Origin of the sequence: Paraplanobispora siamensis (genome assembly GCF_016863175.1) — a bacterium.
Lineage (GTDB): Bacteria > Actinomycetota > Actinomycetes > Streptosporangiales > Streptosporangiaceae > Planobispora > Planobispora siamensis.
This window is the reverse complement of the sequence record NZ_BOOJ01000059.1, coordinates 50,589-69,677: the sequence shown is the minus strand read 5'-3', so window position 1 is coordinate 69,677 and position 19,089 is coordinate 50,589. Positions and strand designations below refer to the sequence as shown.

At 63.6% G+C, this 19,089-nt stretch carries 9 protein-coding genes and 3 pseudogenes; 2 read left to right on the top strand and 10 right to left on the bottom strand.

The genetic code is table 11. The features are described from left to right. Positions 1-33: 33 nt before the first annotated feature. The 5 genes from Psi01_RS33550 to Psi01_RS33530 form a co-directional block, all read right to left on the bottom strand. The gene (locus Psi01_RS33550; RefSeq protein ID WP_204068160.1) at positions 34-1,608 is read right to left on the bottom strand and encodes a trypsin-like serine peptidase; all 1,575 of its coding nucleotides are present in this window, start codon (positions 1,606-1,608) and stop codon (positions 34-36) included. Between the two features lie 241 nt (positions 1,609-1,849). Next, positions 1,850-3,424: a trypsin-like serine peptidase gene (locus tag Psi01_RS33545; RefSeq protein ID WP_204068159.1), complete on the bottom strand. Its 1,575-nt coding sequence runs from the start codon at positions 3,422-3,424 to the stop codon at positions 1,850-1,852. A 484-nt stretch (positions 3,425-3,908) separates the two neighbouring features. Further along, positions 3,909-5,069, bottom strand: a complete 1,161-nt coding sequence (locus Psi01_RS33540) for a trypsin-like serine peptidase (RefSeq protein ID WP_204068158.1) — start codon at positions 5,067-5,069, stop codon at positions 3,909-3,911. Positions 5,070-5,237: 168 nt separating this feature from the next. Continuing rightward, positions 5,238-6,392: a trypsin-like serine peptidase gene (locus Psi01_RS33535; RefSeq protein ID WP_204068157.1), complete on the bottom strand. Its 1,155-nt coding sequence runs from the start codon at positions 6,390-6,392 to the stop codon at positions 5,238-5,240. A 245-nt stretch (positions 6,393-6,637) separates the two neighbouring features. Further along, positions 6,638-8,185: a trypsin-like serine peptidase gene (locus tag Psi01_RS33530; RefSeq protein ID WP_239128220.1), complete on the bottom strand. Its 1,548-nt coding sequence runs from the start codon at positions 8,183-8,185 to the stop codon at positions 6,638-6,640. A gap of 355 nt (positions 8,186-8,540) precedes the next feature. Here Psi01_RS33530 and Psi01_RS33525 point away from each other — a divergent pair, with 355 nt between their 5' ends. Further along, positions 8,541-9,032, top strand: a complete 492-nt coding sequence (locus tag Psi01_RS33525; RefSeq protein WP_204068156.1) for an SSI family serine proteinase inhibitor — start codon at positions 8,541-8,543, stop codon at positions 9,030-9,032. Between the two features lie 39 nt (positions 9,033-9,071). On the opposite strand, the pseudogene Psi01_RS33520 reads toward Psi01_RS33525, so the two are convergent. Continuing rightward, positions 9,072-9,536 (bottom strand): annotated as a pseudogene (locus Psi01_RS33520) (IS5 family transposase); the annotation flags it as partial. 247 nt (positions 9,537-9,783) lie between these two features. On the opposite strand from Psi01_RS33520, the pseudogene Psi01_RS33515 reads away from it, so the two are divergent. Continuing rightward, a pseudogene (locus Psi01_RS33515) lies at positions 9,784-11,011 on the top strand (IS110 family RNA-guided transposase). Positions 11,012-11,036: 25 nt separating this feature from the next. Here Psi01_RS33515 and Psi01_RS43685 read toward each other — a convergent pair. From Psi01_RS43685 to Psi01_RS33495, 4 genes and pseudogenes are all read right to left on the bottom strand, one after another. Next, positions 11,037-11,381, bottom strand: a pseudogene (locus Psi01_RS43685) (transposase); the annotation flags it as partial. Between the two features lie 91 nt (positions 11,382-11,472). Beyond that, positions 11,473-12,285, bottom strand: a complete 813-nt coding sequence (locus tag Psi01_RS33505) for an IS5 family transposase (protein WP_204068153.1) — start codon at positions 12,283-12,285, stop codon at positions 11,473-11,475. Positions 12,286-12,455: 170 nt separating this feature from the next. Beyond that, complete coding sequence (locus Psi01_RS33500) at positions 12,456-13,307, bottom strand: hypothetical protein (RefSeq protein ID WP_204068152.1); 852 nt, start codon at positions 13,305-13,307, stop codon at positions 12,456-12,458. Positions 13,308-13,389: 82 nt separating this feature from the next. Then, the gene (locus Psi01_RS33495) at positions 13,390-18,840 is read right to left on the bottom strand and encodes a LamG-like jellyroll fold domain-containing protein (RefSeq protein ID WP_204068151.1); all 5,451 of its coding nucleotides are present in this window, start codon (positions 18,838-18,840) and stop codon (positions 13,390-13,392) included. Positions 18,841-19,089: the final 249 nt, after the last annotated feature.

Below are 19,089 nucleotides of genomic sequence, written 5' to 3'. Positions count from 1 at the left end.
ACCGGGCCCCTCGACGCCGCAGGCGGGAGGCTCCTAGCGGAGGAGCTCACCCTTGTCGCTGACGATCCTGGTGTTCCTGACCACGTTGGCCTCGTCGTAGACCCCGGCGGCGTCGCCGTCGAAGTACGGCGAGCTGACGAAGTCGATGCGCTCGTTGCCGTCCTGGTCGTGGAAGAGGCTGGTCACACCGTTGACGAAGCCCAGGCGCTTGGTGTTGTTGTACTTGAGGATCCACGGGCCGCCGTCGGCGCCCGGGGTCATCGAGCACTTCAGCGCGATCTGGTCCTCGACCTTGTAGTCGCTGACCCCGTAGGTGCGGGTGCCGGTCTTGCCGTAGCAGTACTTCGGCGTCAGGCCGGTGTAGGGCTTGTCACCGTCGGGGTGCGGGGCGGCGGGGTAGCCGAAGGCGAAGACCGGCTGGCCGACCTTCTGGTTCCACGCGAAGCCCTGCCCGCCGACGACCTCACCGAGACGGCCGGTCTCCTTGGCCAGGCCGATGACGTAGTGGTCGCGGAAGTACTTGATCGTCTTGCCGCTCTTGACCCACTGCTTGATGTAGTACTGGGTCTTGTTCCAGCCACCGTCTCTGGCCTCGACCTTGCCGAGGAACTTGCCCTCGCTCTTGGCCTTCGCCAGCTCCTTGTACTCGGTCTCCGTGATCGGTACGGTCACCGGCGCGGTGGAGTCATAGCGCTCACCGTTGACTCTGGCTTCGGAGTGTCTCGGAGCCTCCTCGTACGCCTTCTCGGTGACCTCGATCTTGGTCAGAGTCTTCTCGCCCTTGTAGTCGTGTCCGACCTTGTCCGGAGTGGCGTCGAAGTCCTTGGACCAGTAGGGGCCGAGCGGACCGTACTTGGAGAATCCCTCCTCGAACTGCTGCTTGGCGGTCTTGCCGGAGACGTCCTTCAGTTCCTCGTGTTCGATCCACCTGCCACCGGCCCACTCGGAGAACTCACCCTTGGTGACCTCCTTCTCGCCGTTGAACACGAAGCCGTTGTAGACCGCGACGAAGGCGTAGTCGTGGTCGAAGTCCTCGTAGGCGGAGAAGTTGTAGTGAGTGAAGGCGGCCTGGCCGACGTAGACACCCCAGGGGGCCTTGCCCTGGTAGTAGCCCGGGATGAAGACCCAGTTGCTCACGACCTCCTTGTTGCCCTCGACGTCGTAGGCGCAGTGGCCGGCGGTGGCGACGAGGTTGCGGTAGGTCGACTGGATCGAGGTGCCCGAGCACCAGCGGGGCTGGCCCTTGTGGTCGAGGAAGAACACCTTGCCGATGGTCCTGGGCAGATTGACGTTCTTCACCTTGGCGGAGGGGCCGCTCTCGCCGCCGGTGGGGGCCACGCTGCCGGCCTTGCCGTCACTGGTGTCGCCCTGGGTGGCCACCAGCTTGGTGACCTCCTTGGCGTCCCAGTTGTACTGGGTGGCCTTCTTCAGCGCGGCGCCGTTGGCGTCAAGCCAGAACCTGGCGACCGCGTAGGCGCCAGGTGCGCCGGGTGCGAGAGGGGCACGGTCGAACTCCGGTGCGGCCGCGTGGGCGGGGGAGGTCAGAGCCGCAGCGGACAGACCGGCGATCGTCAAGGGGATGAGGAGGTGCTTTGCGCGGGGGTTCACGATGACTCCAGGGTGGGGTGACGCCTCATACGTCTCAGACGTCACACAAGAGGGGTTCCAGCAACCGTAGCGACCATGCATCGTCCCTGGTAGAGGCGTTACCTGGGAATTCGGTCACGAGTCTCGACAAGGTCCGGACAACGACGAAGGGACCCGGTCCGAAGACCAGGTCCCTCCGTTTAGAGCTGGGGTGAACTAGAGGTTTGGACCCTCTAGCTCGGGATCGTCAGATCCGTACGGCTTACTTGTACAGCTCGCCGTTCGGGCCAACGATGCGGCCGGACCAGACGTTGGCGGCCTTGTTGTAGATCTCAGCGGTCTCGCCGTCGAAGTAGGCGGAGGTGCTGAGGTCGTAGCGGCTGTTGCCGTCCTGGTCACCGAACAGGCTGGTGACACCGTTGACGAGGCCCAGACGCTTGCTGTTGTTGTACTTGATGAGCCACGGGGAGCCGTCGGCACCCGGGGTCATCGAGCACTTCAGACCCACGTGCTCCTCGACCTTGTGGGCCGCAGAGACGTACACCTTGCCCGTGGGCTTGCCGTAGCACCACTTCGGCGTGACACCGGTGAACGGCTTGTTGCCGTCACCGTGGGCAGCCGCCGGGTAGCCGAAGATGTAGACCGGCTGGCCGGTCTTCTGGTTCCAGGCGAAGCCCTGGCCACCGACGTTGTCGCCCAGACGACCGGCGTCCTTGGACAGGCCGATGAAGAAGCTACGAACGCCGAACTTGACGTCGTCGATCTTGTACCACTGGTTGACGTAGTACTGGATCGAACGCCAGCCGACAACGAGGTCGCCCTGCTTGACTTCCTCGAGCTTGCCGAGGAAACCGCCAGCAGCCTTCTTGGCGAGGAGCTCCTTGTACTCGGACTCGGTCAGGACCTTGACGACCCTGTCCTTGCCACCGGGAGCGATCTCACCGTTCTTGAAGATGTTGTCGATAACGGTGTTCTTCTTGGCCGCTTCCCAGCCGAGCTCGGTGACCTCGACGGTGCCGAGGGTCTTCTTGCCCGGGTAGTCGTGGCCGACCTTCTCGGAGGTGTTGCTCTCCGGGACGGTGAACTGCGGGCCGTTGGGGCCGTACTTGTCCAGCAGGGTCTTGTACTCGGCCTCGGTGATCCAGGCGTCCTTGGTCCACTTCGGACCGGTGAACTTGGCGAACTCGTCGCCCGTGACCTGCTTCTCGCCGTTCTCGTGGATACCGTTGTAAACGGTCACGAACGCGTAGTCGCGGTCGTAGTCCTCGTAGACGTCGAAGTCGTAGTGCGTCCACGCCTGCTTGCCGACGTAGATGCCCCACGGAGCCTTGCCCTGGTAGTAACCGGGGACGAACACCCAGTTGTCGAGGGTGTGGCCGTTGTTCTCCACGTCGTAGACGCAGTGGCCGGCCGTGGCGACCAGGTTGCGGTACTTAGCGTGGATGGAGGTGGCCGAGCACCACTTGTACTCGCCCTTCTTGTTGACGAAGAACACCTTGCCGATGGTCTTCGGCAGGTTGATGTTCTTCACCTTGGGGGTGACGACCTTGGCCTCACCGGTGGGCAGGACCGAGCCGGCCTTGCCGTCGGCGGAGGGCTTGCCACCGGAGACCAGCTTGGGCAGCTCCTTGGCGTCCCAGTAGTACGCCGTGGCCTGCTTCAGGGCCTCGTTGTTGGAGGCGGTCCAGAAGCTGGCAACGGACTTGGCCTCAGCGGTGTTCTTGGCCATCGGGTCGGTGGCGGAAACCGGGTCAGCCTGAGCGGCGCCGGCCAGACCAGCGGCCAGCAGACCGGTGGCGAGCACGGCACCACCGGCGGGGAGGAGGATGCGCTTCAAGGGAACTCCTTGGTCTGTCGTGGAACGCATCTTGCGTCCCATGCGTCAGTAAAGGGATAGCCAGGAACATACAGCCCGGATCTTGAAAAGTGGAAGCCGATCGGGGAACCGAAGATCGACCCCGGTGTGCCGATACCATTCCGTAACATGAATTAAGGTTTGACACTCGTGTTGCATGTGGGGTGAATGGGCGGCGTTTTCGCAGATAGGGGTGAGCTTGTGCCGGGTGTGACGGATGTGACGTGATCGAATGATTGCTATCAGTGACAACGGTAGTGTGACGCACATCACATAAGACTGATGGCACCGATTGGGGCCGAGCCACGTCTAACGCGGGCGATCAATCCGGGGATCCATGCCCGGGAGAGTCCGGAAAACGGTCTCAGGCTTCCGGAGAACGGCTTTGAGGCTCCGGAAAACGCAAACGGGACCCGGCGGCGTAAGCCGGGTCCCGCGTGTTGCTCGAAGAACCTGAAGGGCGCTCCTACTTGTACAGCTCGCCGTTCGGGCCGACGATGCGGCCGGACCAGACGTTGGCCGCCTTCTTGTAGATGTCGGCCGTCTCGCCGTCGAAGTACGCCGAGGTGACCAGGTCGTAGCGGTTGTTCTGGTCCTGGTCGCCGAAGAGGCTGGTCACGCCGTTGACGTAGCCCAGGCGCCGGCTGCTGCTGTACTGCGTCACCCACGGGCCGCCGTCGGCGCCCGGCGTGAAGGAGCCCTTGAGACCGACGTGCTCCTCGACCTTGTGGGCCGCGGAGACGTAGACCTTGCCGGACGGCTTGCCGTACAGGTACTTGGGCGTCACGCCGGTGTAGGGCTTGTCGCCGTCGGGGTGCGGGGCCTGCGGGTAGCCGAAGACGTAGACCGGCTTGCCGGTCGGCTGGTTCCAGCTGAAGCCCAGCCCGCCGACGTTGTCGCCGAGGCGGCCGGCGTCCTTGGACAGGGCGATGTAGTAGTGGCCCTTGCTGGTCCACTTGGGCCCGGTGAAGGACTTGTACTCCGACGGGGTGACCTGCTTGACGCCGTTGAACAGCACGCCGTTGTAGACGGTGACGAAGGCGTAGTCCTTGTCGTAGTCCTCGTAGACGTCGAAGTCGTAGTGCGTCCAGGCCTGCTTGCCGACGTAGATGCCCCACGGGGCCTTGCCCTGGTAGTAACCCGGGACGAAGACCCACTTGTCCATGACGTGGCCGTTGCTGTCCGGGTCGTAGACGCAGTGACCGGCCGTGGCGACCAGGTTGCGGTACTTCGACTGGACCGAGGTGGCCGAGCACCACCGGTACTCGCCGTTGACGACGAAGAACACCTTGCCGATGGTCTTGGGCAGGTTGACGTTCTTGGCCAGGCTCGGGGTCGGCTTCTCGGCGCCGGTCGGCGCGACCGTGCCCGCGCGGCCGTCGGTGGAGGGCTTGCCGCCGGAGTTCAGCTTCGGCCCGTCGATGTCGGGGTAGAAGGCCGTGGCCCGCTTCAGGGCCGCGAAGTTGGAGGAGGCCCAGAAGTCGACGACGGATACCGCGTCGGCGTTGTTCCTGGCCATCGGGTCGGTGGCGCTGTCGGGGGCGGCCTGGGCGGTGCCGGCCAGGCCCGCCGCCAGAAGACCGGTGGCGAGTACGGCGCCGCCGAGGGGAAGAAGGGAGTGCTTCACGAGGTGCTCCTTGCACAGCAATATTTCCCGATCAATCGGGAGATCGCGGGGAGAACAAGGAACGAACCTACGCAGCGGGACGGGGGGTCAAACGTTGTCTAAGGCTGCCTTAAGGTGCATTTAAGGTTCTTTTAAGGTCTGGCTAAGGTTCGGCGGTAAACCGAAAGATCATGGAGCGCGACGGGTAGACGCCCACTGGTACACCGTGTAGGTCGAGGCGACGAAGTACGGCGAGGAGAGCAGATCGTACTTCTTGTCGGTGTTGACGTCCCAGGTGAAGCTGTTGACGCCGTTCAGATAGCCGAGCGCGTTCTTGAAGTCGTAGTCGACCAGCCAGGGGCCGCCGCTCGCCCCGGCGGTGAAGGTGCACCTGATCGCCAGGCCGTACTCCACCAGGCGGGTGGGCGCCGGGCGCTTGGTCGTGCGGTCGTCGCAGCGCTTGAGCTCCTGGCCGTTGTAGGGCCGGGTGCCGTCGACGTTGGCGGAGGCCGGATAGCCGAAGGCGAAGGTGAGCAGGCCCACGCCGCGCCTGGTCGTCAGGCCCTGCCCGCCGACGTTGTCCTCCAGGTTGCCGACGCTCTCCATCTCGTAGGTGCCGGCGGTCTTGCCCGGCTTCCACCGGAAGCCGTTGTGCACCGAGACGAAGGCGTAGTCGTAGTCGTAGTCGCCCCAGCCGGGGAAACGGTCGTGCAGGTTGATCGAGTGCCCGACGTAGATCCCGTACGGCGTGGCGCCCTTGTCGTAGCCGGGGATGAAGATCCAGTACTCGGCCGCCTTGCCCTGCTTGGGGTCGTAGGCGCAGTGGCCGGCCGTGGCGACCAGGTTGCGGCCGGAGGAGGCCACCGAGGAGGCGGAGCACCAGTAGTCGGCGTCGCCGATCCGGAAGAACACCTTCCCGACGGTGATGGGGAGGGTGCCGGTGCCCGGGGCCCGCTTGGTGGGAAGTGTGGGCCGGACGGTCTGCAGGCCGGTCTTCGCAGGGGCGGCCGTCGTTGTCGTCGTGGTGTCCTTGCCGCCGGAGGCCGTGGTGGCGGTGCCCCCGCTCGTGGGTGTGGCCGAGGCCGTGGAGGCGCCGCCGTCGGTCGGCTTGACCTGAGGGGTGGCCGGGGTGTTGTCCTGGGCCTTCTGGAGCCGGGCCGGGCTCCAGTACTCCGCGATCCTCTTCATGTCCGCGCTGTTCTTGGTCAGCTGGATGGAGGTGACGCTGCCCGGCACGTAGTAAGGGCTGGCAGCGGCGCTCCCCGTGAACCCGGACACCGTCGTCACGCAGGCAGCGACCACCGCGGCGAATGCGGCCGCGAGGCGCCGTGCGCGGGGGGACATGGGGAGATTCCTCTCAGGATTGGAAGGCTATAGATAGTTGCAAGGGGTGATTTTTCCAGATCAACTTAGTTTTAGGCAGCTTGCCGTACGAACTGCTCTGACGGCATTGTCCGGTCCATCATGTCTTGAGATACGTAAGCACCCCGTCAAGAGGTTGAAGGACCCGAGAGGAATCTCGGGTCCTTCAACGTCACTCAGAGGCCGGTGACCCGGCGGGGCCGGGCCGCCGACCGGGAGACTGTGCCCTAGGAGACGGGGAACTTCCCGGTCCAGAGGTTGGCAGCGTACTTGTAGATGCCGTAGGTCTCACCGTCGAAGTACGGCGTGGTGACCCGGTCGTAGCGGTTGTTGCCGTCGCTGTCGATCGTGAGGCTCACGACGCCGTTGAGGTAACCGGTCCGCTTGCTGTTCTTGTACTGCAGCAGGAACGGGCCGCCGCTGGCGCCCGGGGTGAAGGCGCACTTGATCGCCTGGTGCTCCTGCGCCTTGTAGGCCGCAACGTCCGGGGCGTTGGAGGTGGCGCCGTAGCACCACTTCATGGTGTGGCCGCTGTAGACCTTGTCGCCGTCCAGGTGAGCGGAGGCGGGGTAGCCGAACGCGAAGACCTTCTTGCCGGTCCTCTGGTTCCACGCGAAGCCCTGGCCGCCGACGTTGTCGCCCAGGCGGCCGACGTCGGCCAGCAGCACCACATAGTAGTGAGTGAGGAAGTACAGCTCCTTCACCGTGGTCTTGACCCACTTCTTGATGAAGTACTGGGTCTTGTACCAGGCGATCTCGGTGCCGTTGACGTCCTTGACGGCCTCGAGCTTGCCGAGGAACTTCCCGGCGGCCTTCTCCTTGAGGAGCGTCTTGTACTGCTCCTCGCTGATGGCGACCTTGCCCTTGTCGTCGCTGAAGCGCTCGAACTTGGCGCCGTTGTCCAGGCCGGTGGGGGCCTTGGCGTAGTCGAGAGAGGTGACCTCGACGGCGGTCAGCTTGATGCCGCCTCGGCCGTCCTTGATGTAGTCCTCGATGTACTTCTCGGCGTCATCCGGCTTGCCGATGGTCTCCACCGTCGGGTCGGACAGCTTCTTCCAGTACGGGCCGAGCTGGCCGTACTTGTCGAAGCCCTTCTCGAACTCGTCCTTGGTGATCGGGTCGTCCTCGGTGTACTTGAAGCCCTTGGCCTTCTCGTACTCCGGACCGGTGATCTCCTTGACGCCCGTCTGCTTGATGCCGTTGTAGACGTTGACGAAGGCGTAGTCGCGGTCGTAGTCCTCGTAGACGTCGAAGTCGTAGTGCATGTTGACCTTGGCGCCGACGTAGATGCCCCAGGGAGCCTTGCCCTGGTAGTAGCCGGGGATGAACACGAAGTTGCTGTAGGGCTTGTTCGTGTCGGTGTCGTAGACGCAGTGGCCGGCGGTGGCGACCAGGTTGCGGTAGTTCGACTGGACCGCGCTGCCGGAGCACCAGCGCTCCTGGCCCTTGTCGTCGAGGAAGAAGACCTTGCCGACGGTGATCGGCAGGTTGACGTTGCGGGACTTGCCGGCGGACTTGCCGCCCTCGCCGGTCGGGGCGACGGCGCCGGGCTTGCCGTCGGCGGAGGCGCGCGAGGCACCGGAGCGGAACTCGCCGGAGGCGGTCGACTCGGTGACGTAGGTCTTCGCCGACTTCAGCTTCGAGGGGGTCCAGTAGCCCGCGATGGCCTTCGCGTTACCGGACGAGGCGAGGGTGACCGACTTGCGGTCCGGGGCGCTCTGCTGGGCGGCCTCGGCGGTGCCGGCGAGGGAGGCGCCGATCATGGAAGAGGCCACGAGGGCGCCACCGAGGGGGAGGGTGAGGCGCTTGGCTCGGGAGTTCAATGGAGCTCCTTCTTTGTCATGAGTCACTCGGGACGCAACTCACGCATGCGTAAAGAGACAAGAGGAGACCGTAGCCGGTAAAGAACCCCTAAAGAGGCATAAATCAGACATCCATGAATACCGTTACAAACCCGTTACCAAGTTGATGGAACCGGAACGGTTTGGCCGACGTCTGATCTACCTTAACTTGATCATGCCTCGAGATTGCCATGTTGACCTGGGGAAACGCCGCAGCGGGTGATTGCCCCTTCGTCCCTGCCGGTGAACCATTGGAACGGTCGACGTCATGCGAAATCTGGGGGGTTCCATGCGACGTCTTTTCGCCCTGCTCACCGCCGGGCCCGTCCTGCTCGCCGGTACGGCACTCCTGTCGGGTACGGCCTCGGCCGCGCTCCTGTCGGATGCGACCGTCCGCGCGGATCATCCGGACTCCTGGGAGTCCCTGCTCGGCGCGGACCGGTCGGCCACTCGGATGAGGGCCTTCACCCTCTCCGTCGCCGAGGGCGCGACGCGCCTGTCCTCGATGACGTCCCTGTCCTCGATGAGGCAGGCCGTCCTGCGCTGCTATCCGCACGGCGGCACCCACCCGCGGGCGGCCTCGGCCTGCGGCGAGCTGGAGCGGGTCGGCGGCGACCCCTCGGCCCTGGACCCGACCTCCGTGATGTCGTGCACCATGGAGTACGACCCGGTCACCGTGCTGGCGGTCGGCACCTGGGACGGTCAGGCGTTCCGTTACGAGGAGACGTTCGGCAACCCCTGCGCGATGTACTCCCACACCGGCAACGTCTTCGCGTTCTGACAAGCCCGTCTCTGATGTCCTGTCCTCCGATAAGAGCTGCTAACGCAATGAAGTGAGGCGCCGCCAGCAGATGAGCGCGCAGGCGAGCTTGAGGAAGGCCTCGTGGATGTCGGCGCGGACTTCCCAGCGGATGCGCAGGCGTCTGAAGGCGTGCAGCAGGGCGAAGGTCTGTTCGACGACCCAACGTTGTTTGCCCAGGCCGGAGCCGTGTTCAGTGCCGCGCCGAGCGATCAGGGGACGGATCTGCAACTCGCGTACCAAGGCGCGGTACTTGTCGTGGTCGTAGCCGCGGTCGGCGAGCACCACGTCGGGACGCTGCCGGGGCCGGCCACGCTTGCCGCGCACCTTGGGGATGGCCTCCAGCAGCGGGCGTAGCTGGGTGACGTCGTTGCGGTTGGCGCCGGTCAAGATCACCGCAAGGGGGATGCCGGTGGCCTCGGTGATCAAGTGGTGCTTGCTGCCGGCCCGTCCTCGATCGACCGGGGACGGGCCGGTCTGCGCCCCCCTAATCATTCCTAACGGGTCCGCCATCGGGCAGACTCGGGCCTGGTGGCCGCTGGCAGGTGAGCACTGCGCCCCCTTGGACCCCTCAAGGAGTCCTGAAAAAGATCGTGCCCCTGTCGGTCGGCCGGGAGAGTCGATCGCTGCTGGGATGTCGTGCCTGCCGCATGCGGTGTGAGCACTGCTTGATTAGGTCGCCGATGCCTCTCCCGCGGGCTGCTGATGAGCGATACCGAAGACGGGAGAAGCGATGCGACTGTTTGTCGGAGACGACTGGGCCGAGGCGCATCACGACGTCGAGCTGATGGACGGCTCAGGCCAGACCCTGGCCAAAGCGCGTCTGTCCGAGGGCCTGGCCGGGATGGCCCGGCTGCATGCGATGATCGGCGAACATATAGCCGATGACGCCGACGATGTTGAGGTCGTCATCGGGATCGAGACCGACCGGGGCCCATGGGTGGCGGCGCTGCTGGCCGCCGGCTACCAGGTGTTCGGGGTCAACCCGCTGCAGGCATCGCGCTATCGCGAGCGGTTGAGCGTGTCGGGGGCCAAGAGCGATGCCGCCGATGCGCACATGCTCCCCCGACATGGTCCGCACCGATGCCCATCAACTGCGTCCCGTCGCAGGCGACAGCGCCGAAGCCGAGGCCGTCAAAGTGCTCGCGCGAGCGCACAAAACCTTGATCTGGGAACGCACCCGCCATACCCAGCGGCTGCGGCACGCATTACGCGACTACTTCCCGGCCGCCCTGATCGCCTTTGCGGACCTGGCCGCCGCCGATGCTTTGCACCTGCTGGCCACGGCTCCCACTCCGGCCGAGGCGAAGCAGCTGACCATCGCCCAGATCAGCGCCGCCCTCAAACGCGCCCACCGCCGTGGTGACCTGCGCCAGAAGGCCACCGTGATCCACGCCGCACTGCGCGAGAGGCATCTGGGCCAGCCTGTGGTCGTGAGTGCGGCCTATGCCGCCACCGTCCGTTCGACGGTGGCGATCCTCACCGTGCTCAACGAGCAGATCACGGTCCTGGAAGGAGGGGTGCGGGAGCATTTTGGGGCACACCCGGCCGCTGAGATCCTCACCTCCCAGCCCGGGCTGGGGCCGATCCTCGGTGCCCGGGTGCTTGCTGAGTTCGGCGATGATCCGCTGCGCTACGCCTCGGCCAAGGCGCGCAAGAACTACGCCGCCACCTCGCCGATCACCCGCGCCTCCGGCAAGAAGAAGGTGGTCCTGGCCCGGTTTGTGCATAACGACCGGCTCATCGACGCCCTTGATGCCCAGGCCTTTGCCGCGCTGAGCGCCTCGCCTGGAGCCCGTGCCTACTACGACCGCCAGCGCGCCCGTGACCTCGGCCACCACGCTGCTTTGCGTCAGCTCGCCAACCGGCTCGTCGGCATCCTGCATGGATGTCTCAAAACCGGCACCGTCTATGACGAGGCGACCGCCTGGCACCACCACGCCAATCGCCTTGCCGCTTGACGCTCATAGCCCCTGGGATGTCTTTTAACGCTCTGATCTGCGAGGAGTCCACAGCAGCCCGGGAAAAGTCCAGCGCGTCGGCCGCCCGCAGCCGATCGAGCAGCACCTCGTGCAACCGCTGCCACACACTGGCCTTGTTCCACTCGGCCAGCCGCCGCCAGCACGTCATGCCCGAGCCGTAGCCGAGCTCCTGCGGCAGGTGCTCCTAGGCAATCCCGGTGTGCAGCACGAACAAGATGCCTTGTAACGCCAGCCGGTCATCCAGCCGCTTGCGTCCCGGATGCCGAAACCGCCGTCGACGCTGTGGCAACAAGGGCTCGATCACCGCCCACAGCTCCTCGCTGACCTCCCACGGCTTCAGTTTGGCCATCCGCGCTCCTCTCACTCGGCTACAGCGAGAGATCAAAGCACAACAAAGATCATTATGTTAGGCGCTCTAAGAGCACGTCTTAGACGGTGTCCTAGATGGTGAGCTTGAGGTAGCGCTTGTAGCAGGTGACGACTGCAGCCAAAGTGAGGAAGGCCAGGTAGGCGTCGGGATGCCGCTCGTAGCGGGGTGATAGGCGTCGGTAGCCGAACAGCCAGGCGATCGTTCGTTCGATCACCCACCGATGGCGGCCCAGCCGGGTGCTGGACTTGACCTCGCGGGCGATGCGTACCTCGATGCGCTTGCTGCCCAGCCGTCGCTGCAGCTCGGGATGGTCGTACGCCTTGTCGGCGTGGAGCTTGCCGGGCTTGCGGTACTCACCGCGAACCGGTTCATGACTCAATTGGAGACGGGTCACCATCGGCTTCAGCCGGTGACCATCGGGGGTATTGGCCGCGGACAACTCGACGACCAACGGCAGTCCGGCTGCATCCGGCAGGATGTGCAGCTTGGAACCGGATTTACCCCGGTCCACGGGTGATGGACCGGTATATTCGCCCCTTTTTGGCACGTACATGCGCCGAATCGAGCACCACGCGCGATACATCCAGCAGATCCTCGGCGGCCAGCCGGCCCAGGACACCCCTGGTGCAGCCGCTCCCACACCGGCCCGCGACCAGATCACAAAGCGGCGGTACACGGTCGATTTCGAGGCGCCGAAGCACGGTGGCAGAGCCTGCCAGGCGCATCCGCTGACCAGCACGTAGACGATGGTGGCGAACACCGCCTCATCAGCGATACCGGTGATTCCGCCGCCCTGTGGACGTATTCGCGGCATCGGCAGCAACGGCCGTGCGATCTCCCACAAGCCCTTCGGGACGATCCAGTCCCATTGCCTGCTGTCCATGGGGGTCCAACGACGCACCCACCATATAGGACACGCTGTAAGTGCACGGCTGACCGGTGCCGTTGTGGGACCCGTCGCTCAGGGCGCCGATGATGAGAATGTTGCATAAACCCGATCCCTCTCGAGCCAGAACAGGGATTCGAGAAAGACATTTCCAGAAGCTTTGAAAATTACATTCGCATGCCAATGATTTGCGCCCAGGCGACTTCCGGCCTCGATTGAATGTCAATAAGATCTGCAGGAGGAAGAGTTAAAACTGCACCGTATATCTTGCCTTCTGTGGCGCGCAGTTGCAATTCAGATAGATTTAGTCCAAGCCATTTAAGTATCTGTTCATCGACCCCTTCTAGCATGGATGTCCATTGCCTGAATTGACCGGTTAATGTTCGATCGGATTGGCAGACCTCCATTCCCCTAAGGGTGCAGTCCTCTTGTGCATCCCATCCAATAGGCTTCCTGCCTTTTAGGCCGGGGGATAGGAAAACTAGGTCCAAGTGGGCGGAGTTGGGAGTGATTTCTGAAAGCCTAGATTCACTGATCGGTTCTTGTAGCCAAATAACCGCTTGCATAGATCGGATGGGTGATCGATGCCCGAGTACGGCATCATCAATCTTCCCCGAGATGACGTCCGTATTTTCTATTAATTTAGTTAGATCCCAAGCGCCGAGTGCGGGTGTATTAATTTTCCCAGATTGCTCGATAACAATTTTCGATTGAACCCATTTCCCCCACGAGAAAGATTGTGCTGGCCGCGCCTCTAGGAGAACAGGGATTTCAATATTCGAGCCCGCTCTCGTGGCTTTTTGATCGAGCAGACCCGCGGCTTTCATTTGGAAAAAATTTACCTGATAGTCGGGATTTGCTACTGCAAATCCATTTAAAATGACCCAAATTGACCGGTCATTGCTGCCAAGCTTAATTGGGGTCGGATGTGTTGTGTAATCGCATGCGCTCAGGAAGAATAAAAGACTCAAGAGAAATGCTATGAAAATTTTCGCTTTTGATGTGACAGGGTAATTCATTTCTGTCCCGATTCTTGTGACTCTGTAAGACGGCTTGGTGTCCGGAGAGTGAATCTCTCCGGACACCAGGATTAAGTGTTACTTAGAGTGGCTGATTATGGAGTGTGCAGTTCCTGTATCTCTCGATTGGTTTAATGTGCTCCCACTTCCCGCCCAACGTGTGGTCTATTATCCAATCGCGCTCCACGGCGACCCAGACGGTAGACCTGATAGTAGGAGTTGTGTACCTCTTTTCATATACTTGTCCAAGCGAATTCCGCTCCGAATATTTGAAGTCGAATGTAAGGGAACTCGTCAGAGCGTGGCGATATGTCGTGATATCGCATGAGCTAAGAATGCTGGAATTGCATCGGCTGGCTATTCCCGGATAGGCGTCGTAGATCTTGTTTCCTTTAACCTCGGTAGGGTTGTAGTCGCCACAGTCCTCTACGGCTTCGGCGGATAGAGTTAGACCAAGAGCAAGAGTGGGGAAGCCGCCTGACTTGGGGGTGACGTCCAAGCCGAAGTTCGGCTCGAAGTTGAGCTTGTCCCAACCGAAACAAGCTTTCGATGTTGCTCCGATTTTTGCGCTTTTGGTAAGGGCCTTGGCAAATGACGTGCCCCAGCCCCAGGCGGTCTTGCTGCTCGGGTAAAGCTGGACATGGTTTCGGAGCTCGTCAATTACCCACCTATCATCCTTCTCCATATTTCCTGCGGGTCGGCTAGGATGCCACGTAGAGTAGATGGAGGTTTTGAAGTACCACCCCTTCTTCCCTAGAGATACTACAAGATCGCACCGTAGAGAACTCGGGTCGTCCCCGTACCCATCGGCATTTCTGTCTTTGTCTCCGCCCCACTTAGCGTGACATGGGCCAGCAGCAGGGCCGGCGCAAGGATCTTCCAGTGGAGCTGCCAACGCGGAAGCTCGGGCTGACGCGTTCGTCCCACAACCGGCTATGCCGTCGTGATGATCTGTCGAGTCCTCATTTGACTCTATCGGAATTACCACGATGGTCATTCCGCCGCAGCTGTCGAAGACATGTGCTTCGATAGTGGGATCGCTTGGCTCAACTTGCCCTTGGGCCGTCACGACATTTTTCGCGGTGAGCGTCTGTGCTTCGGTTAGCGGAGTGGGTCTCTCCTCCCAGGAACGCTTTACCACGGCGGTTACCTGAACTGTGCCGTCGGACGCGATTTGCGGGATCACGTTTTCAACGGTGACTGTCGAATTTATGCGAGTAATGCCAGCAGTGTCCAATTTTTTCTTCTGCTGCACTAGCTCATTGTTGAGAAGCGAAGCCTTCGCGGTGATTGGGGCCTCAGGAGTTACTCCGGGCGCCTGCCACACGGTTGCGGCGCGGCCCTCCAGGACCGCGTCCTGGGCCTGGTAGTAGCTCTTGATGCGATCCGCGTATTCGTGAGTGGAGGATGCAGCCTGCACACTCATAGTTCGCGCTCCGCCATTGTAACCGCCACGGGGAGAACACGGCTGTGACGGCGGAGGTGGTGGCGGTACGGCTTTGGGGGTGACCGTGGTCGACTCCCAGTCGCTGACACCGAAGTGGGTCTTGGCGCGAACCTTGACGGTGTAGGTGATTTCGTTGGTCAGTTCGGAAATCGCCGCCATCGGTTCAGTGACCTGCAGTGTGGTCACTACACCATTGTCATCGGACACCTCAACGTCGTAGCCGTCTAGCAACGCGACGCCGCCGTTAGTTTCCGGCAGGCCCCAACTTGCAACGGTGCCGCTATCCCCGGGCGAGGCAGTCAGGTTGAGTACCTTGCCGGGAGGCCCGGCGGGCAAGTAGGTCAATGTGGCAGAGGGCTGATCAGCAGCTGTGGCATTCCCGAAAGCGATGACCTCGTCCTTGTTGGAGGTGAGCATCAACCACTGATATTCGCTGCCGGCGATATTTGCCTGCGGCGTGGTGATCGGGAAGAGGTGGGCGGCGCCGTTGGTATCGACGTCACCGGCCAGGTCTGACCCCTTGGTATCGCCGGTTACCGCGCTCTTCAATGGTGCCGCGGTGATGACGGCATCTGTGGGACAGGTCCCCGCTGGGCAGGTCGGCGTACCGAGTTTTATGATGGCCTCGGACACACTGGCGCCATTGGGAAGCCCGTCGAGCTTGAGCCCTATGACGGTGACGGTCTTGTCCGCGCCGGCACCGCCGATCTGCATGGTGGCGGAGTCGGTCACAGTGCACGGGTTGCCATCACAGGCCGTCGGGTCGGTCTTGGCGGTCTTGATGACGAAGCTGTCCTTGCCCAGCGTCAGGCTCCGGACCTCTTCGGCGGGCGGCTCGCTAGGGGTACCCGGGGTGGTGAAGTTGACCGCTGCGCTCTTGGGGGTGCAGATCTCGCCTGAACCGTCTGCGCCGCTGACACAGGTCTCCATCTGCCAGGTGTAGGTCCGACCTGCCTGCACGACATTCTCGGCGATTTGGAAGGACGCGCGCTCGCCGCCGTTGACCGTACGCTGCCCGAGCGGGCTGGAGCCGACTGGGGCACCGCTGTTGTCGTACAGGTAGTACTTGGCGGTGACCGGTCCGCCGGAGGGGCGGTTGACCATACCCGACAGGATCGGCTGGGTCGGGTCGGCCATGCCGGTCTCGGTGTCGGTCGGCAGTACCGGCGCGTCGCTGGTGATGCGGTAAGCCGGGCTCTCGTTGCACGAGGGCGGGGTGACGCCGGTGCGGCAGGCCTTGACGACGAACTTGAAGCTGGCCGGGTTGTCCAGCTTGAAGGTCTCGTTGGTGACCTGGCCGGAGGGAATGTTGTTGTAGCTGGTGGCGGTGACGATGCCGTTGAGGGCCTTGACCTCGTCGGCGGTCAGGACGCGGTCGTAGACGCGCATGTCGTCCACGGCGCCCTGCATGTAGCCGAAGGAACCGTTCTTGCTCAGGGCGTGACCGATGCGGAAGGCGCCGCGGGCGTCCCAGGTGATGCGGTGGTCCTTCTCCCCGGCGAGGGTGCCGTCGACGTACAGTCGGAGCTTGCCCGCTCCGGCGTCGTACTGAGCCACCACATGCGTCCAGAAACCGACCTTGGCCGGCTTGCTGGATACCACCCAGGTGCTGTTGTAGCCGTCCTCACTCGTCATATCCAGACGCCAGTCCTGGAAGTTGCCCCCCGAATCGCCCAAGTAGTACAGAAGGAGGCCGTTCCCCTGGTCGTTCCTCTGGCTGAAGACGGGTTGGATGCTTCCGCCCTCCTGGAGGCGGATCCAGGTGGCGACGGTGAAGCTGGCGTTGGTGCGCAGCAGCGGGCCGTTGGTCGCGGCATAGGCGTTGCCCGTGCTCACAGCTGTCTGCGCGCTCTTGGTCGTGGCGTCGGCTTTCGACGGAGCGGAGAGTGCGCTGCCGGGGCAGGGGCCGAGATCTTTCCAGGCCGGCCAGTCTTCGTCTCCCGGTACTCCCGGCCAGGGGAGGTCGATGTCGAGAGCTTCCCAGGCGTGTCCCTCGTGGCTGACCCGATCACCGGGCTCGTACATCGCATCTTCCGACCATGCCGGGTAAGGACAGGCCTGCGTAGAGGTCGGCGTGGGGGTCGGCGTGGGGGTGGTGGGTGTGCCACCGGTGCAGGAACCGAGGTCTCGCCAGCTCGGCCAGTCCTCGTCTCCCGGCATTCCTCGCCACGGGAAGTCGGTGTCGAGAGCTTCCCAGGCGTGTCCCTCGTGGCTGACCCGATCACCGGGTTCGTATTCACCGTCTTCTGACCACGCCGGGTAGGCGCAGGCCGTAGAGGTCGGGGTCGGGGTCGGTGTGGGGGTGGAAGACCGCGTCGGTGTCGGCGTGGGGGTGGCAGTCCGTGTCGGGGTGGGAGTCGGGGTCGGTGTCGGAGGGGAGGTGGAACCGACGGTGGAGTTCAGGTAGAGCGCACGACCGATCTGCCCCAGACCGGTGAACGCGCCGTTCTGCAAAGCGAGCGTGTGGCCGTGTCCGGTGGCGTCGGCTGCCGTGGTGGCTCCCGCCTCCTCGTCGAACTTCCAGTGCGCAAGCTCCCCGGTCGGCAGGACCGGCGGGGGAATCATGGTGGAGTCATTGATCGTGACGGTGTAGTCCAGGTTCGCGGTCTCGGCCACACTGGACTTGAAACCGACCTTCACACTGGTGCTGCGGGCGATCGCGTCGTTGCCGCTGATCGAGTCGATCGACTCGGCGGTCACCGTGGGGATCTCCGGTGGCAGCATGTAGGACACGGTCAGCTTGGGCGGCCGGGCCTCGGCGCCGGCCCGCTCCATGGAGTGGAACTCTACATATCCGGCGTACGGATAGGTCATCGCCGAATCGTTGACCGCGCGCAGTTCCAGTCCATAGGAGGGCGCCCCCGCGGCCCACGCGTTCGCGATGGCGGTGATGTCCCAGGTGAACGGCCGGGGATAGGTGGGCAGGGTGCCACCTCCCGCCCCCGGGTACTGCTGCACCTGAGAGCCGGCGGCGACGACGGACGGCTTGGTGGACCAGGTGAAGCTGTTCCACGACGAGGTGATCCGGGAAACCTTGATCCCGCCGTTGAAAGTGCTGCCGCTGTAGCTCGGGTCGGCCTGGGCCAGCATGTCCAGACGCGCCGAGCCGATCGACCTACCGACCAGGGGAGCGGTGTCGAACTTGAGGTAGGCCCGAGCGTTGTTCACGGCCTTGCAGGGGTCGTTCAGACCGCCCACTCTGAGCAGGTCGCTGGAGCCGGAGGAACTGGAGTCACCGCCGCACGGCCGAGAATAGACCTGCACGTCGGTTTCCAGGGTCAGTGTCGTGGTGGGATCCACGACCACGGGATACTTCGTGGCCGGGTCGGCCAGCCAGGCGGCGTCCGGGGTGAGCACCAGCAGGTTCTTTCCGTCGTCCTTGACCACCCGCGTGGTGATCTTCCCGACGCGTTGCTGGACCGGGGCGGGCTTGCCGTCCTGCTGGACGGCAGGTCCTCGGTCGCTGCTGTCGGTCATCACCGGCGTGGGAGCCTGCGCGATGGTTTTCCCGCCCTTGTCGGCCAGCTTCAGCCCGCCGTCCTTGGTCTTGCTCAACGTCAGGTTCTCGGTCTGCACCGGGATACGGAGCTCCATCGGGCCGGACGGCTTCTCCCGCAGGACCACGTCGTGCCGGAAACCCGTGGGCAGGGCGGTCACGACCAAGTCTGCGGCAGGACCTGCGGCGTCGGGGTAAGTGGCGACGTTGCCGTTGAGCACCGGTTTGGGCAGCGGCGTCGGCCATTCCATGGCGAACCGTTGATCCTTCTTCTCGCGCTCCATCGATGCGAAGGGTTTGCCTTCGCCGCCGGTGGAGAACTCCACGTCGGCCTTGGCGACCTTCGGCCGTAGCACTCCGTCCTGCTCGACGAGGGTGGTGTCGATCCAGGCCCAGGATCCGTCGGCCTGCTTCAGCTGGGCCGGTCCTGCGTACGACTCCATGGCCAGATGGCCGTCGGGATAGGCCCAGGTGCGCGAAGTCTCGGTGTAGGCCTGCTCGACCGCCACCGGCTTGTTCTGTTTCCTGGCCTCTTCGATCGCGGCCCGCAGGGGCGCATCCGGATCCTCTGGTCGCGGAAACTCCGTCACCGCCGGGACGGGAGCGGACGCTGGCTCGGGGTCTGCCTGCGCGGGCAGGGAACTTCCGGCTACCAAGAGGGATGCGGCCAGGGACGAGACGGTCGCCACCGTGAGCGTGGTCCGTCTGGATGACCTACGCCGTGGCGGCGGCGCGGTCGAGTGGTTCGGTAAGGGGAACCCCACCGGTACCTCCGTTGTCAGGGAAGACAGACCGGCCGGGGTTTTGGGAATGGGAGAACCCGGCCGGAGATGATCAGG

Excerpts from the sequence above, each read along its gene's own strand:
- Psi01_RS33535 (WP_204068157.1), bottom strand. The coding sequence starts at position 6,392 with ATGTCCCCCCGCGCACGGCGCCTCGCGGCCGCATTCGCCGCGGTGGTC.
- Psi01_RS33525 (WP_204068156.1), top strand. The coding sequence starts at position 8,541 with ATGCGACGTCTTTTCGCCCTGCTCACCGCCGGGCCCGTCCTGCTCGCC.
- Psi01_RS33505 (WP_204068153.1), bottom strand. The coding sequence starts at position 12,285 with ATGGACAGCAGGCAATGGGACTGGATCGTCCCGAAGGGCTTGTGGGAG.
- Psi01_RS33500 (WP_204068152.1), bottom strand. The coding sequence starts at position 13,307 with ATGAATTACCCTGTCACATCAAAAGCGAAAATTTTCATAGCATTTCTC.